Below are 22,443 nucleotides of genomic sequence, written 5' to 3' on the forward strand. Positions count from 1 at the left end.
GTCGAGGAACCGAGGACCGAATGAACCTGCGCAATTTCGCCATCTGGGGCGTGATCCTTCTGGGACTGGTGACGGTTTACGCCGCGATCAGCCAGAACGGCGGCGCCCCCGCCATGCCGGGCGCCAAGGGCGCCGCGGCCGCCGGTCGCCCCGAACCCATCACCTACTCCCAGCTGATGACCGCTGTTGAGCGTCAGGAGATCAAGTCGATCGTCGCGCGCGGCGAGACGATCACCGGCGTCTTCAAGAACGACAGTAAATTCACCGCCGTGACGCCGGTGCCCAACGCCGAGTTGGTCGAGCAGATCCGCAAGTCCGGCGTTGAGGTCGAGACCAAGAGCACCCGTCAGCCGTGGTGGTCGGGCCTGCTGGGCCTGCTGCTGCCGGTGGCGCTAATCATCGGCTTCTGGCTGTTCATCATGAACCGGATGCAGGGCGGGGCGAAGGGCGCCATGGGCTTCGGCAAGTCCAAGGCCAAGCTGCTGACCGAGCACAAGGGCCGCAAGACGTTCGACGACGTCGCGGGCGTGGACGAGGCCAAGGACGAACTGCAGGAGGTCGTCGACTTCCTGAAAGATCCGGCCAAGTTCCAGCGTCTGGGCGGCAAGATCCCCAAGGGCGCCCTGCTGGTCGGCCCTCCGGGCACCGGCAAGACCCTGCTGGCGCGCGCGGTGGCGGGCGAGGCGGGCGTGCCCTTCTTCTCGATCTCGGGTTCGGACTTCGTCGAGATGTTCGTCGGCGTCGGCGCCAGCCGCGTGCGCGACATGTTCGAGCAGGCGAAGAAAAATGCGCCGTGCATCATCTTCATCGATGAAATCGACGCCGTGGGCCGTCACCGCGGCGCCGGTCTGGGCGGCGGCAACGACGAGCGCGAGCAGACGCTGAACCAGCTGCTGGTCGAGATGGACGGCTTCGAGGCGTCCGAGAACATCATCCTGATCGCCGCAACCAACCGTCCCGACGTGCTGGACCCGGCTCTGTTGCGTCCGGGCCGCTTCGACCGTCAGGTCGTGGTGCCCAACCCCGACGTCTCGGGCCGCGAGCGCATCCTGCGCGTCCACATGAAGGACGTGCCGCTGGCCGCCGACGTCAACGTCAAGACGCTGGCGCGCGGCACGCCGGGCTTCTCGGGCGCGGACCTAGCCAACCTGGTCAACGAGGCGGCCCTGATGGCGGCTCGCAAGGACCGTCGCATGGTCACGCACCGCGACTTCGAGGACGCCAAGGACAAGGTCATGATGGGCTCCGAGCGGAAGTCCATGGCCATGAACGAGGAAGAACGCCGCCTGACCGCCTATCACGAAGCCGGTCACGCCATCGTCGCCATCAACGTCAAGATGGCCGACCCGGTGCACAAGGCGACCATCGTCCCGCGCGGCCGTGCGCTGGGCATGGTGATGCAGCTGCCGGAAGGCGACCGCTATTCCATGAAGTTCCAGCAGATGATCGACCGCATCGCCATCATGGCGGGCGGCCGGGTCGCCGAGGAGCTGATCTTCGGGCCGGAAAGCATCACCTCGGGCGCCAGCTCGGACATCGAACAGGCGACCAAGCTTGCGCGGGCCATGGTCACGCGCTGGGGCTTCTCCGAGAAGCTGGGCACGGTGGCCTATGGCGAGAACCAGGAGGAGGTCTTCCTGGGCCACTCGGTGTCGCGCAGCCAGAACGTCTCGGAAGAGACGGCCCGCATCATCGACGAAGAGGTCCGCCGCATCGTCACCGAAGGCTGGGACGAGGCGCGCCGTATCCTGACCGAGAAGGCGGGCGACCACGAGAAGCTGTCTCAAGCCCTGCTGGAGTACGAGACCCTGTCGGGCGACGAGATCAAGGATCTGCTGGAGAACGACCAGCCGCCCAAACGCGACGACGAGAACGACACGGTCGTCGGCCCGTCGCTGTCGGTCCCGGCCACGCCGGAAGACGAGGCGGCGCCGCAGGCCGAGCCCGCCGCCCAGCCCGCGACGAGCGCGTAGAGCCCGTCCGTCAGATCGATATGAAAAGGGGCGCGTCCGCCGGACGCGCCCCTTTTTTTGCTCTGATCGAAAGCGGTTTAGCCTGCGGCCGTTTCGGCGTCCTCGACCTTGACCAGGGTCAGCTTGCGTGCAGCGCCGGAGGTGTCGGGCCAGTTGATCGACTGGCCTTCCTTCAGGCCGATCAGTCCCGCTCCGACATAGGACAGGATGGAGACGCGCCCGGCGTCGATATCGGCGTCCTTGGGCAGCACCAGCTGGACGCGTCGCACCTCGGGGCTGTGGTCGTCGACGTACTGAAGCCAGCGGTTCAGGGTGACGACGTTCTTGGGCATGGCCATGGGCTCGCACACCTTGGCGCGGTCCAGTTCCTGTTGCAGCAGGCCGGCGGGGCCCGAGCCGGGCAGGTCGCCGACCAGGCGGTCCAGGGCGTCGAAGTCGTCGCTGCGAAGCGTGATGGCGGGCAGGGCGCCCTTGCTGGGGGTGGTCATGAGGAAAACTCTCTGGAAATTCGGGCGACGTCAGGCGGCGGAGGGGCCGTCGTCGTCGGGGTGTTCTGGATCGGCATGTTCGGGGTCGGACGGCGCCTCGGGCGCGGTCGGCCTCCGAAAAGGAATGATGTCGGCGCCGCGCGGCGGTTCGCCGGGACGGCTGTCGTCCGTAGTGTCTGGGCGGCGTGTCATGGCGCAAATCTACGCGAGCGGCTTCAGGCCGGCGCGGTCCTGCAAAATGAATGGGGGAAACAGGAGACTTAAAGCGACTTGGTCCCGTAACGGGCGCCCGGCGCAGGGCGCACGGCGGACCGCTACGGGTTAAAGGCCTTCGACGCGGCGTCCCGCGTGGGTGAGGCGTCGAGCCTGGCTGACGAAGCGTTCCATTGCCTTTAGAGGCTGGACCCAGGCGCGGTGAAAGTCAAACTGCGGCCTCTGGAGTCGATGTCGCATGACCCATCAATCCCTCGTGAAGCCGCCGCTCGTCATGGGCATCGTCAACGTCACGCCGGACAGCTTTTCCGACGGCGGGCGCCACGCGACGGCCGAGGCGGCCCTGGTTCACGCCCTGAAGTTGATCGAACAGGGCGCCGACGTACTGGACGTGGGCGGAGAAAGCACGCGCCCCGGTTCGGATCCGGTTGATGAGGCCGAAGAGATCGCCCGCGTCGCTCCCCTGATCGCCGCGATTCGCGCGCGCTGGGGCGGCCGGATCAGCATCGACACCATGAAGCCCGCCGTCGCCCGCGCCGCCGTCGCCGCCGGGGCGACGATGTGGAACGACGTCACGGCCCTGAACCATGCGCCCGACAGCCTGGCGACCGCCGCCGAGCTGGGCTGCGAGGTGGTGCTGATGCATATGAAGGGCGCGCCCAAGACCATGCAGGACGACCCGCGCTATGACGACGTCACAGCCGAGGTCGTCGCCCATCTGGCGGCGCGGGCCGAGGCGGCCATGGCGGCGGGTATCGCGCGCGAGAAGATCTGGCTGGACCCCGGCATCGGCTTCGCCAAGGCGACGGCCCACAATCTGACGCTGACGGCGCGACTGGGCGCCCTGGTCGATCTGGGCTTTCCGGTCCTTTACGCCGCCAGTCGCAAGCGTCTCATCCAGGGGGTGGACGCCGCGGCGATAGAGGCGGGCGACCGTCTGGGCGGCTCCTTGGCCCTGGCGCTGGAGGGCGCGCGGCGCGGCGCCCTCATGGTGCGGGTCCACGACGTGCGCGAAACGGTCCAGGCGCTGAAGCTTCAGGCGGCGGTGAGGGCGGCCGGTTGAGCCTCAGCCCTTCCAGTCGGGCAGCACCTGGTCGGGGAAGCGATCGACGATAAATGTCGGCTCGATCGCCCGCTCCAGCCACAGCTTGGCCCCGGCCAGGACCAGGGTGAAGCCTTCCATGGCGTCAAGCGCGGCTTTCATCCCTTCGTCCGTGGCGGGAAAGCCCCGGTTGAAGATTTCGACCCAGGTCGTCTTGCCGCGCGCTTCGAAACGCCATTCGACCTCGGTCGGCTGATCATCCAGGTTCCAGTCGATAAGAATTCGCCGGTTAACCTGAACATCCTTGACCAGGACACGCGTCGAAACGCCGTACATCCCCCAGGTCCATGTCACGGTCGCCCCCGGTGACATGCGACGATCGCCGTGGGTGAACCAGAACCACGACGTCACCCCTGGTTCGGTAAAGGCTTGATAAACCTCATCGATGGGGCGCCGGATGAGTATTCCGGTATGAACTGTGGGCGTCGACATGCAGACCCATTCTTTCTGGGAATCGAGGCGGCAACGCTTGTAGTCGAATAATGGTTTCTGTGGCGTGAATAAAAGAATGCAACCTGAGGGATAACTCAAAATCGACGAACATTACCATGTGTAAATGTTCACAGTGATCGTTGTTTGCGCGGGTTGTTGTGCTGATGGGCTGTCCTGTGGGCGCGGAGTGCTGGGATCGGCTGGCGCTCGCGTTGCAAGGGCAGGCGGCCTCTTGTCTGAATGGGCGCCATCCGCCATTCAGCCTTCATGTCTTGGCTTCTGTCTCTTAATCCCTGGCTGGTTCTCGTGGTGGCGGGGCTGTTCGAAGTGGGCTGGGCGTCCGGCGTCAAATACGTCGGCGTGCAGCGGCCGCTGGTCTCGCTGGGCGTGGCCGTAGCCTTGGCCGCCAGCATGGTCGGGCTGTGGGCCGCGACGCAGCGCCTGCCGGTCGGCACGGCCTATGCCGTGTGGACGGGCATCGGCGCCGTGGGCGCGGCGGTGGTCGGCGTGGCCGTCTATGGCGAGCCGGCGACGGCGGTGCGGGCGGTCTGCATCTTGCTGATCGTCGCGGGCATTGTCGGGCTGAAGCTGTTCTCGGGCGTGACGGCATGAAAGGCCGGGTGCTGATCCTGGCGGGCTCGGATTCCGGCGGCGGCGCCGGCATCCAGGCGGACATCAAGGCCGTGACCATGCTGGGCGGGTTCGCCGCCACGGCGATCACCGCCATCACCATCCAGAACACCCTGGGCGTTCACGGCGTCCACCCCGTGCCGCTGGAGGTGATCGAGGCCCAGGCCAAGGCGGTGCTGGACGACATCGGCGCCGACGCCCTGAAGACCGGCATGCTGGGCTCGGTCGAGGTGGTGGAGAGGGTCGCCGGTCTGATCGACTATGCGGGGGGCGTTCCGGCCGTGGTCGATCCCGTCATGATCGCCAAGGGCGGCTCGCCCCTGCTGGAGGACCGCGCCGTCGAGGCCGTCCGCCGCCTGATGGTTCCGCGCGCGGCCCTGCTGACCCCCAATGCACCGGAGGCCGAGGCCCTGACCGGGCTGGAGGTCGCCGATCTGGACGGCCAGCGCCGCGCGGGCGAGGCGCTGTTGAACATGGGCGCGCGGGCGGTCCTGATGAAAGGCGGCCATGTGCCGGGCGCGACGGTGGTCGACCTGTTGCTGACAGCCGACGGCGAGACGGTGCTGGAGAGCGAACGGATAGAGACGCGCCACACGCACGGCACCGGCTGCACCCTGGCCAGCGCCTGCGCGGCGGGGGTCGCCAAGGGGCTGCCCCTGCCGGTCGCGGTGGCGGAAGCCTGGGCCTATGTCGCCGAAGCCATCCGCCGCGCGCCCGGCCTGGGTCAGGGGCACGGTCCGCTGGATCACGCCTGGCCGGTACGGGGCTGAGGCCGCTTGGCGCGGCGCCGGAATCGCCCTCACAGGACGGCATGACCCTGGAAACTCGCCTGACCGAGATCGTCCGCGCCGACGCGGGCCTGATGCACGTATTGACCGTGATGCGGGAACTGGATCTGCCCGACTGGCGGCTGTTCTCCGGCGCCGTCTATCAGGCGGTGTGGAACGCCCAGACAGGCCGGCCGGTCGGCTATGGGATCAAGGACTACGACATCGGCTATTTCGACGCCGACACCTCATGGGACGCCGAGGACGCCGTCATCAAGCGCGTCGCCGCCGCCTTTGAGCCGCCCCTGCGCGATCAGGTCGAGGTGCGGAACCAGGCGCGGGTCCATCTGTGGTTCGAGGGCAAGTTCGGCGAGCCCTATGATCCCCTGACCTGCACCGACGACGCCCCGGCCCGCTTCGTCGCCCCGGCCTTCGCCGTCGGCGTGCGGCTGGAGGCGGACGACAGTCTCAGCGTGGTCGCCCCCTTCGGGCTGGAGGACGTGTTCGCCATGACCATCCGCCCCAATCCGACGCGCGGCCTGGCCAAGGGCTGGGAACGAGTGATCGCCAACGCTCGCGGCCGCTGGCCCGAGATCACGGTCGTCGACGGGGCTCAGCTGACGGCGTAGCGCGCGGTGATCCCGTCCGGCTGGAAGTCGTGGGCGGCCAGCCGGTCCAGCGAGGCGAGGACGCGCGCGGCGAAATCGTGGGGGTCGCCCTCCTCGACGGCGGGCCGCAGCCAGTCGGTGACGACGGCGCGCGCCGGATAGGTTCCGACCGGGCCGGGCGTGCTCAGCGCGACCTCAATGCCCTCGGCGATCCAGCCCGCCACGGTGATGAAGAAGTCCATCCCGAGCAGAAAGTCCGAACGGCGCAGGACATAGAGGGTGATGATCCCGTCCTCGACCCCGTCGGGCCGCACGATCACGCCGCTGCGGTCGGGACGCCAGTCGTCGGACAGTTCGACCGCGCGCCACAGGCAGAACCAGACCCGACAGGTCTGCGGCCGGATCTCATGCACGGAACACCCCGCGCCGTCGACGCAATAGGCGCACAGTTCGCCCGTCGGCTTGGCCAGTTCGGGCAGGTCCAGCGGGATCACGCGGCAGCATTCGACGCAGCCGCCGCAGGTGCGCTCAGGAAGAAGGGGCAGGGACATGGCCGCCGTCTAGCGCAGTCGGGGCGCAAATGCGCGCGCTTTGACGAGGTGCGGCGTCAGGGGCGCCCCTCCCTCCGACCCGCACGGCCGGAGGGAGGGCCCGTGCATCAGGCGCGCGCGGCCTGGGTGCGGGCCGAGGGCAGGCGCAGATAGGCCTCGAGAGAGTCGTCGAACGCCTTCATCCACGGCACGTGGTGACGCGCCGCCAGCGTGCCGGTCAGGACCGAGCGATAGCATTTGTCGCGATAGCCCATGATGTCGGCCTTCTTGTCCTTCTTCCACTGCAGGAAGATCCGGTTGATGCTGTCGACATCAAGATCAGGATAGTCGGTCTGGGCGATCAGGCGCTTGATGTAGTCGCCCTGATATTCAAAGGCCTCGGCATCGGTGCGGATGGCGACTTCCTTCTCGCGCCAGAGGTCGTTGTCGGCCTCCATATCGGCGCGCGACGGCAGTTGGATGCGGCCCATGATAATGTCGCGCGTCAGCCAGGCCTGGGCGTCGAACATGTTGAAGCTGTACCAGAGGTCCTGCATCCCCAGGTAGAACAGCTTGGGATTCGGCGTGAAGGCCACGCCCTCATACAGGTTCAGCGGCCACAGGCGGTTGCTGGTCTTCAGGCGCAGATCGTCCGGCAGGAACGGGAAGTGGTGCCTGTAGCCGGTGCACAGGATGATGGCGTCGACGTCGCGTCGCGTGCCGTCGCTGAAGTGGGCGGTCTTGCCGTCGACACGCGTCAGGCAGGGTTTCTCCTCCCACCCCTTGGGCCAGTCATAGCCCATCGGCTGGCTGCGATAGCTGGTCGTGACCGACTTCGCGCCGTATTTGTAGCATTGCGAGCCGATGTCCTCGGCCGAATAGCTGGAGCCGATCAGCAGCACGTCCTTGCCCTTGAACTCGGCCGCGTCGCGGAAGTCGTGGGCGTGCAGGATGCGGCCGGGAAACAGGTCGAAACCCGGATAGGACGGCGCGTTCGGCGTCGAGAAGTGGCCGGTGGCGACGATCACATGGTCGAACGTCTCGGTGGTGCGGCGACCGGCCGAATAGTCCTTGGCCGTCACGGTGAACCGGCCCGACGCCTTGTCGAAGACCACGTCCTTCACGGCAGTGTTGAACCGGATGTACTGGCGGATATTCGCCTTCTTCACCCGGCCCTGGATATAGTCCCACAGGACTTCGCGCGGCGGATAGGATGAGATCGTCTTCTTGAAATGTTCGTCGAAGGTGTAGTCGGCGAACTCGAGGCATTCCTTGGGGCCGTTCGACCACAGGTAGCGGTACATGCTGGCGTGAACGGGCTCGCCGTTCTCATCGATGCCGGTGCGCCAGCTGTAGTTCCACATGCCGCCCCAGTCCTTCTGCTTTTCGTAACAGACGATCTGAGGGATGTCCGCGCCCTTGTCGCGGGCCGACTGGAAGGCGCGGAGCAGGGCCAGTCCCGAAGGGCCGGCGCCGATGATGGCGATACGTTTTTGCTTGGGCATATTCACTCTGGGCTGATGGGTCAGAGGCCCCGGCGCAGGGCGGCGCTGCGGCCGCAAATCACACGGGACGAACGAAGGGCCGAACCGCCAGCACTCCCAATATATGGAATGAGGTCATGGAATCGGCGCGCGAAAATATAAAACTGTCTTAATATCTTAGAGTTCATGCTTATCGAATTGAGTGATTATCTTTCTAATTCTTCGATTGATCGGCAACATCAGAACAAATGCATTTTCAGCGAATATGAAGAAATATTCGCCAAGTCGTTCTCATATTGTCATTTCAATCCTTCGATTATGAAACAATGTTGACGCGATCGCAAATTTCGCCCCCGTAAGCATAATTTCAAGGCGCGTCCGAAAAGTCGTTTCTTTCCCGCTGTCAGGGCTTTTGGCGGGGTGCGAGCGCGCCGCTCGCCCCGTGCGCTTCGTCCGACTCGAGGATGACGGGGCGGTTGGCGTGCAGCGGCGGCCCGCCGTCCCGCATTCCCGCTGAATTCCGAAGAGAATCCGGCTAGACTCAGCCCATGCATGGTCGTTTTCCGATCCTCTACATTGCCGAGGCGGACGCCGAGAAGGCGGTCCTGTCGTCGGGCGTGTTGGCCCAGTTGGTCGAGGCCATCCCTCAGGCGACCTTCACCGTCGTTGGCTCGCCCGCCAGCGCGCCGCTGTTCGCCGACCTGCCGCGTCTGCAGCGGCTGATCACCCTTGACCGGGATGGGCGCTGGGACTGGATCGCCCTGTGGAACCAGGTGCGCGAGACCAACTGGGGGCTGGTGGTCGACATGCGCGGCTCGACCCTGTCGGGCAAGCTGCGGCGCCAGCGTCGGGCGGTTCGGGGCAAGACCCTGCCGGGCGTGCATCTGGTGGAGCAGGCGGCGCGGACCCTGCAACTGGACGAGATTCCGGCGCCGAAACTGTTCATCGGCCGTGACGCTCAGGAAGCCGCCGACGCCCTGATCCCGCAGGGCGAAGGTCCGATCCTGGCCGTCGGGCCGGGCGCAGACTGGATCGGCAAACGCTGGCCCGCCGACCGCTACGCCAAGGTCGCCATCTCCCTGCTGGGCGAGGGCGGGCCTCTGGCGGGCGGACGGCTGATGATCGTGGGCGAGGAGGCGGACCGCGACGCGGCCCAGACCGTCCGCTCTGCCGTGAAGCGCGACCGGGTGATCGAACTACAGGGGCGGCTGACGCGACTGCAGACGGCGGCGGCCCTGTCGCACGCCGACCTCTATGTGGGCGGCGACTCCCTGTGGACCCAACTGGCTGTGGCGGCGGGCGTTCCGGCGGTGGCGGTGTTCGGCCCCTCGGACGAGACGCTGAAACGCCCATGGACCGGCGTCGCCGTACGCGGTCCGCGCACCCTGGACGAGTTCCGCGAACTGGACCCGCGCCTGAACCAGCACATCCAGCACATGATGGACCTGCCCTATGAGCGGGTGCTGAAGGCGGCGAAGAAGCTGCTGGCCGAACGGACGGCCTGATCGCCCTCGGCTTGCGTCTCCAAGCCTTCGGCGCGCATAAGCGCCGGAACTTCAGGAGATGCGCGTGATGACCCAGACCTATGACCTGATCGTTCGGGGCGGCGAGGTGGCCAACCACGCCGGGCGGGGCAAGGCCGACGTCGGCGTCATCGACGGCCGTATCGCCTTCATCGGCGACCTGAGCCAGGCCTCGGCGGGCGAGGTGTTCGACGCCACCGGCCTGACCGTCCTGCCCGGCGTCATCGACACCCAGGTCCACTTCCGCGAGCCGGGGCTGGAATGGAAGGAAGACCTCGAGACCGGCAGCCGCGCGGCGGCTCTGGGCGGCGTCGTCGCCGTGTTCGAGATGCCGAACACCAACCCCAATACGACTGATCCCGACACCATGGCCGACAAGCTGGCAAGGGCGAGGGACCGGATGTGGACGGACCATGCCTTCTACGTCGGCGGCACGCATGAGAACGCAGACCATCTGGCTGATCTGGAGCGCCTGCCGGGCTGCTGCGGGGTCAAGGTCTTCATGGGCGCCTCGACCGGCGACCTGCTGATCGCCGACGACGAAGGCGTGCGCAAGGTTTTGTCGAACGTGCGCCGCCGCGCCACCTTCCACTCCGAGGACGAATACCGCCTGGTCGAGCGCCGCAACCTGGCCCGCACCGGCGACTGGACCAGCCACCCGGAAGTCCGCGACGCCGAAAGCGCCATCATGTCCACCCGCCGTCTGGTCGGGCTGGCCAAGGAGACCGGCGCCCGCATCCACGTCCTGCACGTCACGACGAAGGACGAGATGGAGTTCCTGCGTTTCCACAAGGACGTCGCCACCGTCGAGATCACGCCGCAGCACCTGACCCTGGCGGCGCCGGAAGCCTATCAGCGGCTGGGCGCCTACGCCCAGATGAACCCGCCGATCCGGTCGCAGGAGCATGTCGACGCCCTGTGGCTGTGGGGCATGCAGCAGGGGGTGGCCGACGTCCTGGGCTCGGACCATGCGCCGCACACCAAGGAAGAAAAGTCCAAGCCCTATCCGGCCTCGCCGTCGGGCATGCCGGGGGTGCAGACCCTGGTGCCGTTGATGCTGACGCATGTCGCGAACGGGCGGCTGAGTCTGGAGCGGTTCATCGACCTGACCTCGGGCGGGGCGCAGCGGGTGTTCGGCACGGCGAACAAGGGCCGCATGGCGGTCAGCTATGACGCCGACCTGACCATCGTCGACCTGAAGGCGAAGAAGACCATCACACACGACCAGCAGGCCACGCGCTGCGGCTGGACCCCCTTCGACGGCTTCGAGACCACGGGCTGGCCGGTGGCCACCATCGTGCGCGGCCGGGTGGTGATGAAGGACGGCGAACTGATCGGCCAGGCCCACGGCCAGCCGGTGCGGTTCCAGGAGACGCTGGCGGGGTGAGCGGCCCAAAGCCCCAACTCGGCCTGATCGGCTTCGGCGCCTTCGGGCGGCTGACGGCCAAGCATCTGTCGCCGGGGTTCGACATCCTCGCCCATGATCCGGCGGTCAGCGACGGCGAGGGGCTCGCCCGAATGACGACGCTGGAGGAGGCGGCCGCCTGTTCGACGGTGGTGCTGGCCGTGCCGGTGGGCGTCCTGGCCGAGACGGTCGCGGCGATCGCGCCGCATCTGGCGCCGGGCGCGCTGATCCTCGATGTCGGCTCGGTGAAGGTGAAGCCGGCGCAGGTCATGCTGGACGGTCTGCCTGACAGCGTCGGCATCGTCGGAACACACCCCCTGTTCGGCCCCCAGAGCGGCAAGGACGGCATTGCGGGGTTGAGGATCGCCGTCTGCCCGGTGCGCAGCGACAGGGCGGCGTGGCGCGTGGCCGCCTTCTGTAGGAAGGCGCTGGGGCTCAAGGTCTTCGTCGTCACGCCAGAGGATCACGACCGCGAGGCGGCGACGGTGCAGGGCCTGACCCATCTGATCGCCAAGGTGCTGCTGGCGATGGAGCCGCTGCCCACGCGCATGACGACGACCAGCTTCGAGCGCGTCATGCAGGGCGTCGACATGGTCCGCCACGACAGCGCGGCGGTCTTCCGCGCCATCGAACACGACAACCCCTTCGCCGCCGAGGTCCGCCGCCGCTTCTTCGACCTGGCCGAACAGGCGCGGGCGGAACTGGACGACTGAGTCTGGCGGCGCCTGAATCTACTTCAGCACGAAATCCGCCAACGCCTCGACCACGCCGGGCGCCAGCGGCAGAGCGGGGTCCATATAGGTCGCGATATTGGCGGCGCGCTCGGCGGGCGCGACCTTCAGGACGTGGTTCACTCCGTCCCAGATCGCCAGTTCGGCGCGCGGCTGGGCGGTCTTCAGCGCCTCGGCGTCGGCGACCGTCACCTGAATGTCCGTCGTCCCCTGACCGATGAAGATCGGGCCCTCATAGGCGGCCGCCAGCTTCGCCGGGTCCAGCGTCAGCCAGGAGATGAGGTAGGGCTGGACCGAGGGCCGGAACAGCGCGGCCAGCGATGCAGGCGGATTGGCGACCGTGCGGCCCGCCTCCAGTTCGCCGACGACAGTATAGGCCTCGGCCTTCAGCGGCTCGGGCAGGCTGGACAGTTGCTCGCGCAGCACCGTTCCCGCCGGACGTCCGGCGCCGGACAGCAGCACCAGACCGCACACCTTGTCGTCGCCCTCCGCCACGGCGGCCAGGGCGACCAGCGCGCCTTCGCTGTGGCCGATCAGCCAGGCGCACGGGCGGCCCGTCTTCGCCGCCGCCTCGGCCGCCCAGGCGCGGGCGTCGTCCGCATAGGCGGAAAAGCGCAGATCGGCCTCGGAGGGGCCGGCGGCGGCGCTCTCGCCGATGCCGCGCTTGTCGATGCGGACGGTGGCGACGCCGCGCTCGGCCAGACCTTCGGCCAGCAGGCGATAGGTCGCGGCGCGGATGCCGACTTGCGGGCTGTCGCCGTCGCGATCCGTCGGGCCGGAGCCGGACAGGATGACGGCGGCCGCGTGGATCTGGCTCTCGGGCGTCAGCAGGGTTCCGTGCAGCGGCGCGGGGCTGGATGGCAGTTCGACCGGCGTCGAAACCGGCGAGAGCAGCAGGGCGGCGGCGAAGGTCAGCATAGATGTCTCCTGAGCGTCTTCTGAGTTAGTCGGCCAAGGGAGGCGCAAGGGCAACCCTTGTTCTTTCAGGCGCCGCTGGCCTTGGCGGCGGGCGCGGCCTATGGCTGAGGTCGGTTCAGAATTTGCGAGTTGTTCTCATGGAAATCCGCGATCAGATCATTCTCATCACCGGCGGGGCGCGCGGCGTGGGCGCGGCGGCGGCGCGGGCTTTTGCGGGGCAGGGCGCGCGGGTGGCGATCAACTGGCGCAACAGTGGCGAGCGGGCCGAGGCGCTGGCGGCTGAACTGGGCGAGCGGGCGCTCGCCGTTCAGGCTGATGTGACGGATCGTGCAGGCGTTGACGCCATGGTCGCCGGGGTCGAGGCGCACTTCGGCGGACCGGTCAGCACGGTGGTCAACAATGCGCTGGACTACAGCTTCAACGGCGACGCCCGCGCCCAGATGGCCGATATCCCGTGGGCGGACATGGAGCGTCAGTTCACGACCGTGATCCGCGGCGCCCTGAACGTCATTCAGGCGACGGCGCCGGGCATGGGCGCGCAAGGCTTCGGCCGGGTCATCAACGTCGGGACGAACCTCTTTCAAAATCCCGTGGTGGGTTACCATGACTACACCGCCGCCAAGGCCGCCCTGCTCAGCCTGACGCGGACGGCGGCGGGCGATCTGGGGCCGTCGGGGATCACGGTCAACATGATCTCGGGCGGTCTGTTGCGCACGACCGACGCCAGCGCGGCGACGCCGGAGGCGGTGTTCGACCTGATCGCCGGCATGACGCCGCTGCGGTCCGTCACCACGCCGGAAGAGTTCGCCGATGCGGCCCTGTTCTTCGCCTCGCCGTGGAGCCGAGCGGTGACGGGGCAGAATCTGGTGGTCGACGGCGGGCTGGTGCGGGATTAAGTCGGCTCGATAGTAGAGCCTCAGCCAGGACGGACATCATGAGCGGCGTCATTCTGATCACCGGAGCCACCTCGGGCATCGGCCGGGCGGCGGCGCGCCGTTTCGCCGGTGCGGGCTGGAAGGTGATCGCCACCGGCCGCCGTCAGGAACGTCTGGACGAACTGGTCGCCGAACTGGGCGCGGATCGGGTCCACGCAGCCGCCTTCGACATGCGGGACGAAGCCGCTATCGACTCGGCGCTGGATGCTCTGCCGGAAGGCTTCCGCGACATCGACGTGCTGATCAACAACGCCGGGCTGGCGCTGGGCACGGCGACCGCGCAGGAGGCCGATCTGGCCCAGTGGCGCCAGATGATCGACACCAACATCACCGGCCTGGTGACGCTGACCCACCGCCTGCTGCCGCGCCTGATCGCGCGCAAGGGAGCGGTCCTGAACATCAGTTCGGTGGCGGCGACCTATCCGTACAGGGGCGGCAACGCCTATGGCGGGACCAAGGCCTTCGTGCGCCAGTTCTCGCTGGGGCTACGCTCAGACCTGCACGGGACGGGGGTGCGCGTCACCTCCATCGAGCCGGGCATGGCCGAGACGGAATTCACCTTGGTCCGCACCGGCGGCGACCAGGCGGCGTCCGACGCCCTCTATGGCGGGGCGGCCCCGATGACCGGCGAGGACATCGCCGAGACCCTGTTCTGGGTCGCGACCCTGCCTGCGCATCTGAACATTAATGCGCTGGAGCTGATGCCGGTCAGCCAGTCGTTCGCGGGCTTCCAGGTGGCGCGCGACTGAGTTCGGCCATGGTCGTCACGCCTTCTGTTGATCGGGCGATCATCCAGCCTAGGCGTCCAAGCGCGATTTCGTGGCGGCGTATCGGCGCCTTCGAAAGAGCGCCTGCGCGGCCCTGGGTTATGGATGCGCGAGTCTTCGTTCATGGCCGGCCGTCCTGCCTGTCTGAAATCGCGTGAATTGTGGCGCCGGATGCCGCTCTATACAGCCCTTAAGCGCAGCTGTGCTGGGATCCGCCTGTGCGGGGGCGCAAGCAGAGGCTGCGGGCGCAGAAAGCTCCAGCCGACGTTGTCGAACTGTTATCCGGTCTCGCCGCTTCCGAGCATCTCATGGATTCCAAAGCCCGCCGCGGCGGATTTCGCCATCAAGCGTCTGCAAGGGGGAAGAGGGAGCGGGGGCCATCCAATGATCGGATCTCTGGCGGTGTTGACGCGATGCTGATCGCAGCGCGCAGGCCGGGCGTTCTGATCCAACTGGAGTTGGCGAGCGTATGGGCATTGATGCATCCGGAGCTTTCTCTATGAACATTGCGATCGCCTACCTGCTCACGCTGATCGTCTTCGCGGTGATCGACACGGCCTGGTTGGGGAGCATGGGGGATCGGCTCTATCGACCTTTCATCGGCTCCATGCTGGCTGATAATTTCAGGCTCGCGCCCGCAATCGCCTTCTACGCCCTGTACGCGGCCGGGCTGACGATCTTCGCCGTCTTGCCGGGGCTGGCCGAGGGCGGGTGGAAGAAGGCGTTGGTGTGGGGCGGGTTGTTCGGCCTGTTCGCCTACGGAACCTACGACCTGACCAATCTGGCCACGCTGAAGACCTGGAGCCTGAAGCTCTCGCTCATCGACATGACGTGGGGCGTGATCGTCAGCGGCGGTTCGTCCGCGATCGCCTGCGCCCTAGCCGCCAAGGCGTTGCGTCTTCTCTAGTCGCGCGGCGGACGAGGGAAGAAGACGCTGGTGCGGGCGGCGTAGGCGGCGAAGGCCTGTGGCCGTGAGCGACGCATATGGGCCTCCAGCAGGGGCACGCCCGATACGCGGGTGAGCAGCCAGTAGATGTAGGCCGGCCCGCTCAGCGCCAGCCAGCCCCATGGCCAGCTCCAGGGCCAGCCGCCGCTCAGATCGACGGCGAAGATCGGCCAGGCGCACCAGCCCAGCCATTCGAAGAAGTAGTTGGGATGGCGCGACCAGGCCCAGAGGCCCGAGTCGCAGACCTTGCCATGGTTGGCGGGGTCGGCCTTGAAGCGTTTCAGCTGATGGTCGGCCAGTCCTTCGCCGATCAAGGCGACCCCGAACACCAGAGTCGCAAGGGCGTCCTGAACCGTCAGGCCCGGCGCCGGATTGCGGGCGGCGACGAGGATGCTGAGCGCCAGGAGGGCGGCGGCGCCCGCCTGCAGCATCAGAAAGCCGAACATCCGCGACTGGAAACGCGGCCCCCACTCCTGTCGCAGGCGGGCGTAGCGCGGATCTTCTTCTGATGAGCGGGCGCGCGCGGCGATGTGCAGCCCAAGGCGCAGCCCCCAGGCGCCGATCAGGCAGGCCGCCAGCGTCTGGCGAGCCGACGGCGCGCCATCGTCAAGCGGGAAAAGGGCGACGAAGACGCCCGCGGAGCCCAGGCCCAGCGACCAGAAGGCGTCCGCCCAGCCCCCCTGTCCGGTGCGACGCTGCACCAGCCAGGCGGCGGTCATAACGAGGACGAGGAACAGCGCCGCCCCAGCCCACAGCGCCAGGACGGGGCCGATCACAGCCGCACGAAAGGCTGCATCAGCCGGCCCAGCCAGCCGTCGAGCTGAATCTGGCCGTCCAGGGCGACGACGCACAGGCACGGCTCGTCGGAGACGACGCGCGGTCGGTGCAGCACATCCTCGTCGGCTTCTTCCAGATCGCCGACCCCGAACCGCTCGGTCTCGGTGGCGTAGGCGCCGGACAGGACGCAGGTCAGTTCCACGCCGCCGTGGGTGTGGCGAGGCGTCTCCCGGCCGGGGTCGATCTTCAGCAGAATGACCCGGCAGTCGCCGTCACGCGGGGCGTGCACGTCGCGCACCCGCATCCCCGGCCCGATCCAGCGCCAGGGGCCGAGGGCGTAGCGGCGCAAGGGCTCGGGCAGTTCCGCCATGTCGTTCAGCGGCGGCGGAACGCGCGCCTCGCCGGCGTCGGTCTCGATCCGCGCCATGGCTCGGGCCAGAGCGCCGTCTGACAGGTCCGCGGGACGGGTGGTCTCCAGAAACTCGCCGCCGACGGACTGCAGCCGACGGACCCAGGCGTCGTTGGCGGGCCGCAGCGCCAGGTGGGCGGCGACGACCACGGCCTCGGGGGGGCTCAGCGTCCCTGCGGCGTAGGCGAGCAGGCGTTCTTCGGAAGGATTGCGGGCGGCGACGGTCATCGCGACGCCTCCTCTGACGGTTCAAGGATCGTGCGCAGCTTGATCATGGCGTTGCGGATACGGGATTTGACCGTGCCCAGCGGCAGGTCGAGCCGCCGGGCGATTTCGGAATGGGGGCTGTCCATGAAGAAGGCCAGGCGCAGGACTTCGACCTGATCGGGCTTCAGCCGGGACAGGGCTTCGCGCACGCGCCGGGCGTCGTCCGCCATTGCCAGGATGGCGTCGGGCCGCATCGCCTCGTCCTCGGTCGGTTCGATCTCGGGCGTGGGCAGGGCGCGGGCGTCGCGTCGCAGCATGTCCAGGCGGCGGTTGCGGGCGATGGTGAAGATCCAGGTCGCGGCCCGCGCCTTGCGGGCGTCGAACAGGTCCGCCTTGCGCCAGACGGTCAGCATGGCGTCCTGGGCGAAGTCCTCGGCCGCGGCGGCCGTCGCGCCCGACTTCATCAGCCAGGCCTTCAGGCGCGGGGCGAAATGTTCGAACAAGCGGGCGAAGGCTTCGCGATCGCGGCGAAGAGCCACCGCCTCGATCAGCCGATCATGCTCAAGCGCGTCTTCAGCCTCGCCGCTCATTACGCCGACGCGCTGTTCAGGGGATGCGAAAGACGGAGCCTCGACATGCATGGAGCCTAATACGCTTCGCGCAAAAGTCTGGATCAATCGTCATCCGTTCGACCTATCCGGTCGTATCAGCCGGACCTGCATCGCCTTCGATCGCGGGTTTCGTCGGAGCTCCCATGTCGTCATCCTTCGCCGCCCCGTCCAAAGCGCCCCTGAAGGTCGCCGTCGTGGGGTCGGGCGTGGCCGCTCTGTCATCGGCTTGGCTGCTGTCCCAGAAGCACAGGGTCACGCTCTATGAAAAGGCCGAACGGCTGGGCGGCCATTCCAATACGGTGACGGCCGGAACGCCGCAGGGCGAGGTTCCGGTCGATACGGGCTTCATCTGCTTCAACGACGCCACCTATCCCAATCTGATCGCCCTGTTCGAGCATCTCGGGATTGCGACACGGGCGACCGACATGTCCTTCGCCGTGTCCTTGGATCAGGGGCGGTTCGAATACGCCGCGCCGGGCCTGTTCGCTCAACGGCGCAATCTGTTGCGGCCGCGCTTCTGGTCCATGTTGAGCGAGATCCTGCGGTTCTATCGGCAGGCGCCGGAGGATTTGTCCGGGTTGACCGACCCCCAACTGACGCTGGGCGACTATCTGAAGCGACAGGGGTTCAGCGAAGCCTTTCGCGACGATCACCTGCTGCCGATGGCGGCGGCCATCTGGTCCTCGCCCGCGCACACGCTGTTGGACTATCCGGCCGAGGCCTTCATCCGCTTCTGCGGCAATCACGGTCTGCTGAAGCTGGTCGGCCGCCCCCTTTGGCGTACGGTGGAGGGCGGCAGCCGGGTCTATGTCGAGAGGCTGGCGCGGGCGATCCCTGACATTCGTCTGGATCGCGGCGTGACGGCGGTGCGGCGTTCCGGCGAGGGCGTCGTCGTCCATGACAGCCAGGGCGGCGTCGAACGGTTCGACCATGTGGTCATCGGCGCCCATGCGGACCAGGCCCTGGCCATGCTGGCCGAGCCGACGCCGCGCGAACGAGAGGTGCTGGGGGGCTTCCGCTACAGCCGCAACCTGACCGTACTGCATACGGACCAGAGCCTGATGCCGCGTCGTCGGCGCGCCTGGGCCAGTTGGAACTACATCGGGGCCGACGACGGCCTGTGCGTCACCTACTGGATGAACCGGCTCCAGGGGCTGGGGGGCCAAGACCTGTTCGTCACCCTGAATCCGCCGCGGCCGCCGCGTCCGGACACCCTGCTGCGCAGCGAACTGTATGAGCACCCCATCTTCAACCCCGCCTCCATTCAGGCCCAGAAGCAGTTGTGGAGCCTGCAGGGGCAGGGCGGCGTCTGGTTCTGCGGCGCCCATTTCGGCGCAGGCTTTCACGAGGACGGCCTGCAGTCCGGCCTCGCGGTGGCCGAACAGTTGGGCGGGGGGCGGCGGCCCTGGACGGTCCGGAACGAGAGCGGGCGCATCCATCTGCCGCCCGCGCCCAATCTATTGGAGGCGGCGTGACCCAGGCCTCGGCCCTGTATCGCGGCGGCGTCACGCACAGGCGGCTGCGGCCGCGCGATCACCGCCTGAACTATCGCGTCTTCTGGCTGCTGCTGGACCTGGCTGAGATCGACGGCCTGGATCGGCGGCTGCGCCTGTTCTCGCGCAATCGCTTCAACCTGCTGTCCTTTCACGATCGGGACCACGGCGACGGTTCGGGCGCGGCCCTGCGGCCTCAGGTCGAGGCCTGGCTGGAGCGGGCCGGCGTCGCGCTGGAGGGCGGGCCGATACGCTTGCTGACCATGCCGCGCGTGCTGGGCTATGTCTTCAATCCCATCAGCCTCTATTATTGCCATCGCGCCGACGGCCGTCTGGCGGCGATGGTCTATGAAGTGACCAGCACCTTCGGCGTGCGCCACGCCTATGTCATCCCCGTCCCGGTCGAGGACCGGGCGGCGGGCCTGATCCGGCAGGGCGCGGCCAAGGCCCTGTATGTCTCGCCCTTCATGGGGATGGAGATGGACTACGAGTTTCGCGGTCATGCGCCGGGCGAGCGTCTGGACCTGACCATCGACGGCGTCGACTCCGACGGCGTGCTGATCACGGCCGCCATGTCGGGCGAGCGTCATGACCTGACCGACGCCGATCTGCTGTCGGCGGCGGTCGCCCTGCCGTTCCTGACGCTCAAGGTCGTGGCCGCGATTCATTGGGAGGCGCTGAAACTCTGGCTCAAGCGGGTTCCTCTGACCCGTCAGCCGCCCCCCGCCTGGGAGCCTGTGACGATTCAAAAACAAGCGCGGGAGAGCCGTCTTGGCCGGTGAGTTCTCGCGTCCCGTCATCCTGTGGTTTCGGCGCGATCTCCGGTTGACGGACAATCCGGCGCTGACGGCCGCGATCGCGACCGGACGGCCGATCCTGCCGGTCTATATCCTGGACGAGAGCGGAGAGGGGCGTCGTCTCGGCGCCGCCTCCCTGTGGTGGTTGGACAAGTCGCTGCGGGCGCTCGATGCGGCGCTGAGCGGACGCGGGGGGCGGCTCATCCTGCGGCGCGGCGACAGCGAGGCCGAGCTGCGCCGTCTGATCGACGAGACGGGCGCGGACGGGGTCTTCATGAACCGGCGCTTCGAACCGGACGCCTTCGCCCGGGACGCCGACATCGCCCATGCCCTGAAGGCCGAAGGCGTCGACAGCCACGGCTTCAACGGCGGTCTGCTGGCGCGTCCCGGCGCTGTGCTGACGGGTGAAGGGAAGCCCTATCGGGTCTTCACCCCCTTCCTGAAGGCGCTGTTGCAAGTCGCGCCTGAAAAGCCGGAGACGCCCGCGCCCGAGAGTTTGACCACGCCCGAGGGACCGGCCGGCGACGATCTCGACGCATGGGGGCTGCATCCCTCGGCGCCTGACTGGTCAGGCGGCTTCGACTGGACGCCGGGCGAGGCGGGGGCCGCGGCGGCCCTGTCCGCCTTCATCGACGGCGGCCTGGCGGACTATGCCGCGGGGCGGGACGTGCCGGGGCGTCACGGAACGTCGCGCCTGTCGCCGCACCTGCACTGGGGCGAGATCAGTCCGCGCGGCGTGGTTCGGGCCGTTCGCGCCGCCGCCGTCGAAGGGCGTGTCGCCTCCGTCCAGGCCGACAAGTTCGTCGCCGAGATAGGCTGGCGAGAGTTCTCGGCCCATTTGCTGCATCACTTCCCCTACATGACGGAGCGGGCCTTCCGGCCCGAGTTCGACGCCATGCCCTGGCGCACCGATCCCGAGCGGCTGCAGGCGTGGAGGAGAGGGCGGACCGGCTATCCCCTGGTCGATGCGGGGATGCGGGAGCTGTGGGCGACCGGCTGGATGCATAACCGCGTGCGGATGGTGGTCGCTTCCTTCCTGATCAAGCATCTGCTGATCGACTGGCGCGAGGGCGAGGCGTGGTTCTGGGACACGCTGGTGGACGCGGACCTGGCCAGCAATGTGCAGAATTGGCAGTGGGTCGCCGGTTCCGGCGCCGACGCCGCCCCCTATTTCCGCATCTTCAACCCTGTGGCCCAGGGCGAGAAGTTCGATCCTGTCGGCCGTTATGTCCGTCGCTGGGTTCCTGAACTTCGCGCCTTGCCGGACCGCTGGCTGCACGCGCCATGGACGGCGCCGGGCGCTGTTCTGGCCGATGCCGGGATCAGCCTGGGGCGCGACTATCCACGTCCGATCGTGGACCATGGTGACGCGCGGGCGCGGGCCCTGGAGGCGCTGAAGACGGTCTCGGGACGACGCGTGGATGACGAAGCGCTATGACGCTGTTACGCAAGAGGCTTGTGACGCCATGACCACGACCTTCTACGGCGACCGGCGGGAAAAGGCATCGACCCCTGTGCTCGACCTGCTGCTGCGGCTGTTGTCCTCGAACTGGACCTGGGGGCGGCTAACCCTGGTGCTGCCCGACGGCGCGAGCCGACAACTGACCGGCCGATCGCCGGGGCATTCGGCCGTTCTGGTCATCCGCGATCCGCGCTTCGCCGCCCGGGTGCTGAAGAGCGGCGACATCGGTTTCGCCGAGGGCTATATGGCGGGGGAGTGGGATACGCCGGACCTGGCGGTTCTGCTGGAGACCCTGGTCAACAACTATGACCACATCAGGCGCCTGTTCGACGGCAATCCCCTGATGAACGCGGTCAACTGGCTGGGCCATAGGCTGAACCGCAACAGTCGTCGCGGATCGCGCCGCAATATCCACGCCCACTATGATCTGGGCAACGCCTTCTATTCGGCGTGGTTGGACCCCTCCATGACCTACTCCGCGGCGCGGTTCGAGCGGCCGGGCCAGTCGCTGCAGGAGGCCCAACGGGCGAAATACGCCGCGCTGGCGCGCCTCATGGATCTGCAGCCGGGTCACAGCGTGCTGGAGATCGGCTGCGGCTGGGGCGGTTTCGCCGAGTTCGCGGCGCGCGAAGTCGGAGCCGTCGTCACCGGCGTGACCATCTCGCGCGAGCAGCACGACTACGCCCGTCGTCGGATGTTCGAGGCGGGGCTGGCCGAGCGCGCGGACATTCGCCTGATTGACTATCGCGACGTTCAGGGGCGCTTCGATCGCGTCGCCTCCATCGAGATGTTCGAGGCCGTGGGGCGTGAATACTGGCCGACCTACTTCCAGAAAGTTCATGACGTCCTGAAGCCGGGCGGACGCGCCGGACTGCAGATCATCACCATTCAGGACGATCTGTTCGACGAGTATGACGCCCGCACCGACTTCATCCAGAAGTACGTGTTCCCCGGCGGTTCGCTGCCCTCGGAGGCCAGGATGGCGCCCGTGGTCGAGAGCGCCGGACTGAACCGGACGGCCGTGGAACGCTTCGGCGGGGACTACGCCGACACCCTGGCCGAATGGATGCGCCGGTTCGACGCCGCATGGACGGAGATCCGCCAGGACGGCCAGGCGTTCGATGACCGGTTTCGCCGTCTCTGGCGCTTCTACCTGGCCTATTGCGAGGCGGGTTTTCGTTCGGGGCGCACCGACGTGATCCAGATCGCCCTGGATCGCCCCCTCTGATTACCCT

24 protein-coding genes are annotated in these 22,443 nt (G+C 67.6%); 15 read left to right on the forward strand and 9 right to left on the reverse strand.

Translation table 11 applies throughout. The features are described 5' to 3' along the window. The first annotated feature begins 20 nt into the window (after nt 1-20). The gene (gene ftsH / locus B3D50_RS00720; protein ID WP_286948823.1) at nt 21-1,973 is read left to right on the forward strand and encodes an ATP-dependent zinc metalloprotease FtsH; all 1,953 of its coding nucleotides are present in this window, start codon (nt 21-23) and stop codon (nt 1,971-1,973) included. A 77-nt stretch (nt 1,974-2,050) separates the two neighbouring features. On the opposite strand, the gene B3D50_RS00725 is transcribed toward ftsH, so the two are convergent. Further along, the gene (locus B3D50_RS00725) at nt 2,051-2,461 is read right to left on the reverse strand and encodes a GreA/GreB family elongation factor (protein ID WP_286948826.1); all 411 of its coding nucleotides are present in this window, start codon (nt 2,459-2,461) and stop codon (nt 2,051-2,053) included. A gap of 30 nt (nt 2,462-2,491) precedes the next feature. Beyond that, the gene (locus B3D50_RS00730; protein ID WP_269299925.1) at nt 2,492-2,653 is read right to left on the reverse strand and encodes a hypothetical protein; all 162 of its coding nucleotides are present in this window, start codon (nt 2,651-2,653) and stop codon (nt 2,492-2,494) included. A 259-nt stretch (nt 2,654-2,912) separates the two neighbouring features. Between B3D50_RS00730 and folP the strand changes: the two genes are divergently transcribed. Beyond that, nucleotides 2,913-3,737 (forward strand): dihydropteroate synthase, encoded by an 825-nt coding sequence (folP, locus tag B3D50_RS00735; protein WP_286948827.1) that lies wholly within the window; start codon nt 2,913-2,915, stop codon nt 3,735-3,737. 3 nt (nt 3,738-3,740) lie between these two features. Here folP and B3D50_RS00740 read toward each other — a convergent pair whose 3' ends face one another. Next, nucleotides 3,741-4,208 (reverse strand): SRPBCC domain-containing protein, encoded by a 468-nt coding sequence (locus tag B3D50_RS00740; protein WP_286948828.1) that lies wholly within the window; start codon nt 4,206-4,208, stop codon nt 3,741-3,743. Between the two features lie 267 nt (nt 4,209-4,475). On the opposite strand from B3D50_RS00740, the gene B3D50_RS00745 reads away from it, so the two are divergent. Genes B3D50_RS00745 through B3D50_RS00755 form a run of 3 tightly spaced genes read left to right on the forward strand, consistent with a single transcriptional unit; the run spans nt 4,476 to nt 6,234 of the window. Then, entirely contained in the window at nt 4,476-4,820 is a 345-nt protein-coding gene (locus B3D50_RS00745; protein WP_286948829.1) for a DMT family transporter, read from the forward strand. Beyond that, a complete protein-coding gene (gene thiD / locus B3D50_RS00750; protein WP_286948831.1) occupies nt 4,817-5,608 on the forward strand; it encodes a bifunctional hydroxymethylpyrimidine kinase/phosphomethylpyrimidine kinase in 792 nt (263 codons plus the stop codon). The genes B3D50_RS00745 and thiD overlap by 4 nt, the downstream gene beginning before the upstream one ends. A gap of 41 nt (nt 5,609-5,649) precedes the next feature. After that, the gene (locus B3D50_RS00755; RefSeq protein WP_286948832.1) at nt 5,650-6,234 is read left to right on the forward strand and encodes a nucleotidyltransferase family protein; all 585 of its coding nucleotides are present in this window, start codon (nt 5,650-5,652) and stop codon (nt 6,232-6,234) included. Here B3D50_RS00755 and B3D50_RS00760 read toward each other — a convergent pair. Together B3D50_RS00760 and B3D50_RS00765 are read right to left on the reverse strand one after the other, a co-directional pair. Then, nucleotides 6,219-6,764, reverse strand: coding sequence for a hypothetical protein (locus tag B3D50_RS00760; RefSeq protein ID WP_286948834.1), 546 nt, complete (start codon nt 6,762-6,764; stop codon nt 6,219-6,221). The genes B3D50_RS00755 and B3D50_RS00760 overlap by 16 nt on opposite strands. A gap of 107 nt (nt 6,765-6,871) precedes the next feature. Further along, nucleotides 6,872-8,248 (reverse strand): flavin-containing monooxygenase, encoded by a 1,377-nt coding sequence (locus B3D50_RS00765; protein ID WP_286948836.1) that lies wholly within the window; start codon nt 8,246-8,248, stop codon nt 6,872-6,874. Nucleotides 8,249-8,775: 527 nt separating this feature from the next. Between B3D50_RS00765 and B3D50_RS00770 the strand changes: the two genes are divergently transcribed. The 3 genes from B3D50_RS00770 to B3D50_RS00780 all read left to right on the forward strand — a co-directional run bounded on the left by B3D50_RS00770 (nt 8,776) and on the right by B3D50_RS00780 (nt 11,868). Then, nucleotides 8,776-9,732: a glycosyltransferase family 9 protein gene (locus tag B3D50_RS00770; protein WP_286948838.1), complete on the forward strand. Its 957-nt coding sequence runs from the start codon at nt 8,776-8,778 to the stop codon at nt 9,730-9,732. A gap of 67 nt (nt 9,733-9,799) precedes the next feature. After that, complete coding sequence (locus B3D50_RS00775; protein ID WP_286948839.1) at nt 9,800-11,137, forward strand: dihydroorotase; 1,338 nt, start codon at nt 9,800-9,802, stop codon at nt 11,135-11,137. Then, nucleotides 11,134-11,868, forward strand: coding sequence for a prephenate dehydrogenase (locus tag B3D50_RS00780; protein ID WP_269299935.1), 735 nt, complete (start codon nt 11,134-11,136; stop codon nt 11,866-11,868). The genes B3D50_RS00775 and B3D50_RS00780 overlap by 4 nt, the downstream gene beginning before the upstream one ends. 18 nt (nt 11,869-11,886) lie before the next feature. Here the strand turns inward: B3D50_RS00780 and B3D50_RS00785 are convergent, their stop codons facing one another. After that, complete coding sequence (locus tag B3D50_RS00785) at nt 11,887-12,804, reverse strand: alpha/beta hydrolase (RefSeq protein ID WP_269299936.1); 918 nt, start codon at nt 12,802-12,804, stop codon at nt 11,887-11,889. Between the two features lie 137 nt (nt 12,805-12,941). On the opposite strand from B3D50_RS00785, the gene B3D50_RS00790 reads away from it, so the two are divergent. The 3 genes from B3D50_RS00790 (at nt 12,942) to B3D50_RS00800 (ending at nt 15,413) form a co-directional block, all read left to right on the forward strand. Further along, nucleotides 12,942-13,700 (forward strand): 3-oxoacyl-ACP reductase, encoded by a 759-nt coding sequence (locus B3D50_RS00790; RefSeq protein WP_286948841.1) that lies wholly within the window; start codon nt 12,942-12,944, stop codon nt 13,698-13,700. 38 nt (nt 13,701-13,738) lie between these two features. After that, entirely contained in the window at nt 13,739-14,488 is a 750-nt protein-coding gene (locus B3D50_RS00795; protein WP_286948843.1) for an SDR family NAD(P)-dependent oxidoreductase, read from the forward strand. A gap of 517 nt (nt 14,489-15,005) precedes the next feature. Beyond that, complete coding sequence (locus tag B3D50_RS00800; RefSeq protein WP_286948845.1) at nt 15,006-15,413, forward strand: DUF2177 family protein; 408 nt, start codon at nt 15,006-15,008, stop codon at nt 15,411-15,413. Here the strand turns inward: B3D50_RS00800 and B3D50_RS00805 are convergent. Genes B3D50_RS00805 through B3D50_RS00815 form a run of 3 tightly spaced genes read right to left on the reverse strand, consistent with a single transcriptional unit; the run spans nt 15,410 to nt 17,435 of the window. After that, nucleotides 15,410-16,228 carry a DUF1295 domain-containing protein gene (locus B3D50_RS00805; RefSeq protein WP_286948846.1) on the reverse strand — a complete coding sequence of 273 codons (819 nt, stop codon included), beginning with the start codon at nt 16,226-16,228 and terminating at the stop codon, nt 15,410-15,412. The two genes, B3D50_RS00800 and B3D50_RS00805, sit on opposite strands and share 4 nt — an antisense overlap. Then, entirely contained in the window at nt 16,225-16,866 is a 642-nt protein-coding gene (locus B3D50_RS00810) for a ChrR family anti-sigma-E factor (protein ID WP_286948848.1), read from the reverse strand. The genes B3D50_RS00805 and B3D50_RS00810 overlap by 4 nt, the downstream gene beginning before the upstream one ends. Beyond that, nucleotides 16,863-17,435, reverse strand: a complete 573-nt coding sequence (locus B3D50_RS00815; protein WP_252865785.1) for a sigma-70 family RNA polymerase sigma factor — start codon at nt 17,433-17,435, stop codon at nt 16,863-16,865. The genes B3D50_RS00810 and B3D50_RS00815 overlap by 4 nt, the downstream gene beginning before the upstream one ends. A 164-nt stretch (nt 17,436-17,599) precedes the next feature. Between B3D50_RS00815 and B3D50_RS00820 the strand changes: the two genes are divergently transcribed. From B3D50_RS00820 to B3D50_RS00835, 4 genes are read left to right on the forward strand one after another with little or no spacing between them, the layout of a single operon-like run. Then, on the forward strand, nt 17,600-18,931 hold the full coding sequence (locus B3D50_RS00820; RefSeq protein ID WP_286948852.1) for an NAD(P)/FAD-dependent oxidoreductase: 1,332 nt from the start codon (nt 17,600-17,602) through the stop codon (nt 18,929-18,931). Then, nucleotides 18,928-19,731 carry a DUF1365 domain-containing protein gene (locus B3D50_RS00825; protein WP_286948854.1) on the forward strand — a complete coding sequence of 268 codons (804 nt, stop codon included), beginning with the start codon at nt 18,928-18,930 and terminating at the stop codon, nt 19,729-19,731. Before B3D50_RS00820 ends, B3D50_RS00825 begins: the two co-directional genes overlap by 4 nt. After that, nucleotides 19,721-21,184 carry a cryptochrome/photolyase family protein gene (locus B3D50_RS00830; protein WP_286948856.1) on the forward strand — a complete coding sequence of 488 codons (1,464 nt, stop codon included), beginning with the start codon at nt 19,721-19,723 and terminating at the stop codon, nt 21,182-21,184. Before B3D50_RS00825 ends, B3D50_RS00830 begins: the two co-directional genes overlap by 11 nt. Before the next feature lie 28 nt (nt 21,185-21,212). Continuing rightward, on the forward strand, nt 21,213-22,436 hold the full coding sequence (locus B3D50_RS00835; protein ID WP_286948858.1) for an SAM-dependent methyltransferase: 1,224 nt from the start codon (nt 21,213-21,215) through the stop codon (nt 22,434-22,436). Nucleotides 22,437-22,443: the final 7 nt, after the last annotated feature.

The sequence above is a fragment of the Brevundimonas sp. UBA7507 genome (assembly GCF_002478355.1).
Classification (GTDB): Bacteria; Pseudomonadota; Alphaproteobacteria; order Caulobacterales; family Caulobacteraceae; genus Brevundimonas; species Brevundimonas diminuta_D.